Below are 5429 nucleotides of genomic sequence, written 5' to 3' on the forward strand. Positions count from 1 at the left end.
GCCAGCGAAGGGGCCCGCACAGCAGGCACAAAAAAGCCCATCCGAAGATGGGCTTTCTGCGTTTACGGCTAACTTCAGCCCTGGCGTACAGCGCCTTCGGCAACGCCCAGGTCGTCGGTCGGACGGGTGTCGATCAGCGGTGCGCCACCCGAAGCCAGCTCAGACTGCAGCTTGTCTTCGTCCAGCTCGTTGACCCACTTGGCAACCACCACGGTGGCAACCGCGTTACCGATCAGGTTGGTCAGGGCACGGGCTTCGGACATGAAGCGGTCGATACCCAGGATCAGCGCCAGGCCGGCAACCGGCAGGTGACCTACCGCCGACAGGGTTGCGGCCAGCACGATGAAGCCGCTACCGGTCACGCCAGCAGCACCTTTGGAAGCAACCAGCAACACCAGCAGCAGGGTGATCTGGTGGCCAATGTCCATCGGCGTGTCGGTGGCCTGGGCGATGAACACCGCAGCCATGGTCAGGTAGATCGAGGTACCGTCCAGGTTGAACGAGTAGCCGGTAGGAATCACCAGGCCGACGACCGATTTCTTCGCGCCCAGGCGCTCCATCTTGGCCAGCATGCGTGGCAGGGCCGACTCGGACGAGGAAGTACCCAGCACGATCATCAGCTCTTCACGGATGTAGCGGATCAGCTTGAGCACGCTGAAGCCGTGCGCACGGGCGATACCACCCAGGATCACCAGGATGAACAACAGGCAGGTGATGTAGAAGCAGGCCATCAGGTAGCCCAGTTGCACCAGCGAACCCACGCCATACTGGCCGATGGTGAAGGCCATGGCACCGAAGGCACCGACCGGCGCCAGCTTCATGATCATGTTGATGATGTTGAACATGACGTGCGCGAAGCGATCGATCAGGTCCAGCAGCGGCTTGCCGTAGGCACCCAGGCGGTGCAGGGCAAAACCGAAGATCACCGAGAACATCAGCACTTGCAGGATGTCACCGTTGGCGAACGCACCGACCACGGTGTTAGGGATGATGTTGAGCAGGAAGCCGATGGTGGTCTGCTGCGCGCCGGCGGCGGCATAGGCAGCCACGCTGCTGGCGTTCAGGGTGGTCACGTCGATGTGCATGCCGGCACCCGGCTTGACCACGTTGACCACGACCAGGCCGATGACCAGGGCAATGGTCGAGACGATTTCGAAGTACAGCAGCGCGTAGCCGCCGGTCTTGCCGACCGACTTCATGCTTTGCATGCCGGCGATGCCGCTGACTACCGTACAGAAGATGATCGGGGCGATGACCATCTTGATCAGTTTGACGAACCCGTCACCCAGTGGCTTGAGCGCCACGCCGGTTTCCGGATAGAAGTGACCCAGCAAGATACCGATGGTGATGGCTACGATCACCTGGATATACAGCGATTTGTACAATGGCTGACGCGTCGTCATGGCTATTTCCTCAATGTACCGACCCCATCCTTCCCAGGAGGTGAGCAGTACCTAAAGCGCGAACCCTCCTGCACTGGAGGGATTTGTTTTGTCGAGCTGCATGGCAGGACTCTGCTGAGTCAATAGCAAGCCTGATGCCAAAATGCGCTGCAGCGGTGCAAAGCCAGTGTTCACGGGGGGTTCTTGCACAGATAGGCCGCACGCCGCAGGTGCGGATTGGCGGATTTCCGCCCGACGCCGAATTATCCGGCACGGGAATGGCGGTAATCCGCCCGCTGGCGACGTGCCGTTCAGTCGAGTGGGAAGCGAATGCGAAAGGCCGCCCCGCCCAGTGGCGAGTCGCCCAGTGCAAGGTGGGCGTCATAGCTTTCGATGATGTCCTTGACCACCGCCAGGCCGATGCCTTGGCCAGGGTACTGGCGGTCCAGACGCTCCCCGCGTTGCAGGATACGTTCGCGCTGATCGGGCGGTACCCCGGGACCATCGTCTTCGACACACAGTTGCAGCGCGCTATCGTCGACCTGCAGGCTGATGCGGACCTGCCCCAGGCACAGTCGGTAGGCGTTCTCCAGCAGGTTGCCGAGCAGTTCGAGCAAGGCGCCCTGCTCCATCGGCACCCGCGCCTGCTCGGGCACGGCGTACGCCACGTGCACCTGTTTGTCGCGGTAGACCTTGGCCAGCGTGCTGCACAGGCTGTCGAGCAACGGCCGCAGTGCCACCTGGTGACGCACCAGGCCGCTCTTGCGCAGGCTGGCGCGCTGCAACTGGTAGTCGATCTGCTGGCTCATGCGCTCGATCTGGCTTTGCAGCACCCGCGCCTGTTCGCGCTCGGCATCGCGCTGGGCCATGCTTTCACTGACCCCTTGCAACACCGCCAACGGGGTTTTCAGGCTGTGGGCCAGGTCGTCCAGCGAATCGCGGTAACGCCCGCGCTGCTCGCGCTCGCTGCGCAGCAGGCGGTTGAGCGAACCGGTCAGGCGCAACAGCTCGCGGGGGTGCTCGGCGCTCAGGCCCTCGCGTGCACCAGACTCCACTTCGTCCAGCTCCACGCTCATGCGTCGCAACGAGCGCAGCCCCCAGGTGAGGCCGGCCCAGAGCAGCAACAGCAAGGCCAGCAAGGCAGCGCCAAACCCCAGGTAGAGTTTTTCCTGCAGGCCATTGAGGGTTTGCTGGTACTCGCGCACCGGTTGCAAGGCAACAATGCTGAATGCCGCGCTCTTGCCCCCCAGCAGCTTGACCTCGACGTCGTAGACGAAGAACTCCTCGCCATGGTCCTGGCGGATACGTGCGAATTCGTTGCCACGCCCGTCATAGCGCGGGGTGTAGTTGATGTTCTCTTCGGCAGTGGCGCGCGAGCGCCATACCAGGTTGCCCTGACGGTCATAGATGTAGCCGAGCAGGCGGCTGTCGGGCAGGTTGAATTTTTCGTCGGGCAACAGCACCGGCATCTCCAGCCGGCCACCCTCTATACGCGCCGCCGAGATCAGCGTGGTCACGTCCGAGGCCAGGCGCTGCTCGATCGACTCCTGCAGCGCCAGGCTGAAGGCCTTTTGCAGGGCCGGCAGCAGCGCCAGCATGAACAGCAGCGCCAGTACCGCCGCCGCCAGCATCAGGCGCAGGCGCAGCGAACGAATCATCGGCAGCGCTCGGTGAACAGGTAGCCCAGGCCGCGCACCGTGTCGATCGGCTTGAAACCGTTGTCGCCCTCAAGCTTGCGCCGCAGGCGCCCGACCAGCACCTCGATGACATTCGGGTCGCGCTCGCCATCGTCCGGGTAGAGTTGCTCCATCAGGCGGTCCTTGGCGACCACCTGCTGGTGATGACGCATCAGGTATTCGAGGATGCGGTACTCATAGGCGGTCAGGCCCAGCGGCTGATCGTCGAGCAGCGCCTGCTTGCGGTTCAGGTCCAGGCGCAGGGGGCCGGCGATGATGGTCGACTGGGTAAACCCGCTGGAGCGACGCAGCAGTGCGTTCAGGCGTGCCTCCAGTTCTTCGAACTGGAATGGCTTGACCACGTAGTCGTCGGCGCCGGCAGCCAGGCCCTCGACCTTGTCCTGCCAGTTGCCGCGGGCGGTGAGAATCAGGATGGGAAAGGTCTTGTCCTGGCTGCGCAACTGGCGGATCAGGTCGAGCCCGCTCATGCCCGGCAGGCCCAGGTCGACGATAGCCAGGTCATGGTTGAACTGTTCGGCCTGGTACAACGCCTCTTCGGCGTTGGCCACCGCTTCGACCACGTGCCCGGTTTCGCTCAGACGGGTGTGCAGGTGATGACGCAACAGGGCTTCATCCTCGACCACCAGCAGTTTCATACACGCCTCCCTAACCAGGCCCGGCCGGCCTGGCCAGGCATAACGCCGTGAAACGGCAGAATAACAGCGAACCGGCCACAACGCGGGCCGGTTCGGGTAATGCACGTCACTCAGAACAGGTAGTTGACCGACAGGTAGGTTTGCGCGCTGCTTTTCAGGCGCAGGGCACCCAGCTTGTCACCGTCGTGTTCGGACAGCTCGGTGGTGGCGTTGCTGCGCAGGTAACGGTAGCCCAGCTCGACCGAGGCGTTGTCGCTGACCTGTTGCAACAGGCCGGCCTGCAGGCCGTAGGCGTAGCCGGTGTCGGTGTCGCGGCTGTAGCCGGAAGACTCCTGGCTGAGCTTGGTCACGCCCAGGCTGGCACCGCCGAACGCCTTGGTGCTGCTGCCCAGCGGGTAGAACACGTCGTAGCTGCCGAGCAGGTTTTCCTGGCGCATCTTCACGCCGCTGTGGTTGTTGGAGACGTTGTCGTAGGTGAGGTAGTAGCGGCCCTGGTCGTTCTGCTGGCCGAGGCGCGCCCCCCAGGTGCCGTCCTTGCTGATGATGCCGTCGGTGTTGAGGTGGTCGACGTTGCTGCCGAGCAGGCCGGATTTCTTGATCTTGTCGCTGGTCTGGCCGTAGGTAAGGCCGGCGAAGGTAGTATCGGCGCCTGGGCCAGGGAGCTGGCGCCCAGCACGGTCATGGCGATCAGCAGGGTATTGAGACTTTTCATAAGCGTGTACTCCAGTTTGAGGCACGGTGTGGGTGTGGAAGCTAGAGTAAGCAGGGCGCCCTGAACCGCCGCTGAATGCCACCTGAACTGCGGCTGAACGACTCGCATAGCCCGCCAAACAAGGAGAATCGACCATGCGTTATCTGCTCGCACTTGCCCTGATCGGCGCCACTGGCCTTGCCCAGGCGGCCGTGCAGACCCGCGAAATCCCCTACCAGGACGCCGACGGCAAGCGCCTGGTGGGCTACTACGCCTATGACGACGCTGTGCAGGGGCAACGCCCCGGCGTGGTGGTGGTGCATGAATGGTGGGGCCTGAACGACTACGCCAAACGCCGCGCACGTGACCTCGCGGGCCTGGGTTACAGCGCCCTGGCCATCGACATGTACGGCGACGGCAAGCAGACCGAGCACCCGGCCGATGCTGGCAAATTCATGCAGGCGGCCCTGAAAGACCCGAAGGCTGCCGCCGCACGCTTCGATGCCGGGGTCGAGCTGCTGAAGATCCAGCCGCAGACCAACACCGAGAAAATCGCCGCGATCGGCTACTGCTTCGGCGGCAAGGTGGTGCTAGATGCCGCCCGGCGCGGTGAGCCGCTGGCGGGGGTGGCGAGCTTTCACGGGGCGCTGGTCACCGCTACGCCGGCCACGCCCGACAGCGTGAAGACGCGGGTGCTGGTGGAGCACGGGGCCAGCGACAGCATGGTCACGCCCGAGCAGGTGGCCGCGTTCAAGCAGGAGATGGATGCCGCAGGGGCCAACTATGAGTTCGTCAGCATCGACGGGGCCAAGCACGGCTTTACCAACCCGGATGCCGACCGCTTGAGCCATGGCGAGCATGGTGGGCCGGATATCGGCTACAACAAGGCAGCCGATGAAAGCTCGTGGGCGGACTTGCAGGCGTTCCTGAAAGAGGTGTTCGACTGACGGCCGCCTTCGCTGGCAAGCCAGCTCCCACAGGGGTGGGCGCTCACAGAACCCTGCGGGAGCCGGCTTGCCAGCGA

Annotated in this window: 4 protein-coding genes and 1 pseudogene; 1 reads left to right on the forward strand and 4 read right to left on the reverse strand. The window is 63.7% G+C overall.

Going from position 1 to position 5429, the window contains the following annotated elements; genetic code table 11:
- Positions 1-74: 74 nt before the first annotated feature.
- The 4 genes and pseudogenes from G3436_RS18600 to G3436_RS18615 form a co-directional block, all read right to left on the reverse strand.
- Entirely contained in the window at positions 75-1403 is a 1329-nt protein-coding gene (locus tag G3436_RS18600) for a dicarboxylate/amino acid:cation symporter (RefSeq protein ID WP_163947868.1), read from the reverse strand.
- A gap of 290 nt (positions 1404-1693) precedes the next feature.
- A complete protein-coding gene (locus G3436_RS18605; RefSeq protein WP_163947871.1) occupies positions 1694-3040 on the reverse strand; it encodes an ATP-binding protein in 1347 nt (448 codons plus the stop codon).
- On the reverse strand, positions 3037-3714 hold the full coding sequence (locus tag G3436_RS18610; RefSeq protein WP_163947874.1) for a response regulator: 678 nt from the start codon (positions 3712-3714) through the stop codon (positions 3037-3039). Before G3436_RS18610 ends, G3436_RS18605 begins: the two co-directional genes overlap by 4 nt.
- Positions 3715-3824: 110 nt before the next feature.
- Positions 3825-4426: pseudogene (locus tag G3436_RS18615) on the reverse strand (outer membrane protein).
- A gap of 134 nt (positions 4427-4560) precedes the next feature.
- Here G3436_RS18615 and G3436_RS18620 point away from each other — a divergent pair.
- Positions 4561-5352: a dienelactone hydrolase family protein gene (locus G3436_RS18620; RefSeq protein WP_163947877.1), complete on the forward strand. Its 792-nt coding sequence runs from the start codon at positions 4561-4563 to the stop codon at positions 5350-5352.
- Positions 5353-5429: the final 77 nt, after the last annotated feature.

This window comes from Pseudomonas brassicae (genome assembly GCF_010671725.1).
Classification (GTDB): domain Bacteria; phylum Pseudomonadota; class Gammaproteobacteria; order Pseudomonadales; family Pseudomonadaceae; genus Aquipseudomonas; species Aquipseudomonas brassicae.

Excerpts from the sequence above, each read along its gene's own strand:
- G3436_RS18600 (WP_163947868.1), bottom strand. The coding sequence starts at position 1,403 with ATGACGACGCGTCAGCCATTGTACAAATCGCTGTATATCCAGGTGATC.
- G3436_RS18605 (WP_163947871.1), bottom strand. The coding sequence starts at position 3,040 with ATGATTCGTTCGCTGCGCCTGCGCCTGATGCTGGCGGCGGCGGTACTG.
- G3436_RS18620 (WP_163947877.1), top strand. The coding sequence starts at position 4,561 with ATGCGTTATCTGCTCGCACTTGCCCTGATCGGCGCCACTGGCCTTGCC.
- G3436_RS18610 (WP_163947874.1), bottom strand. The coding sequence starts at position 3,714 with ATGAAACTGCTGGTGGTCGAGGATGAAGCCCTGTTGCGTCATCACCTG.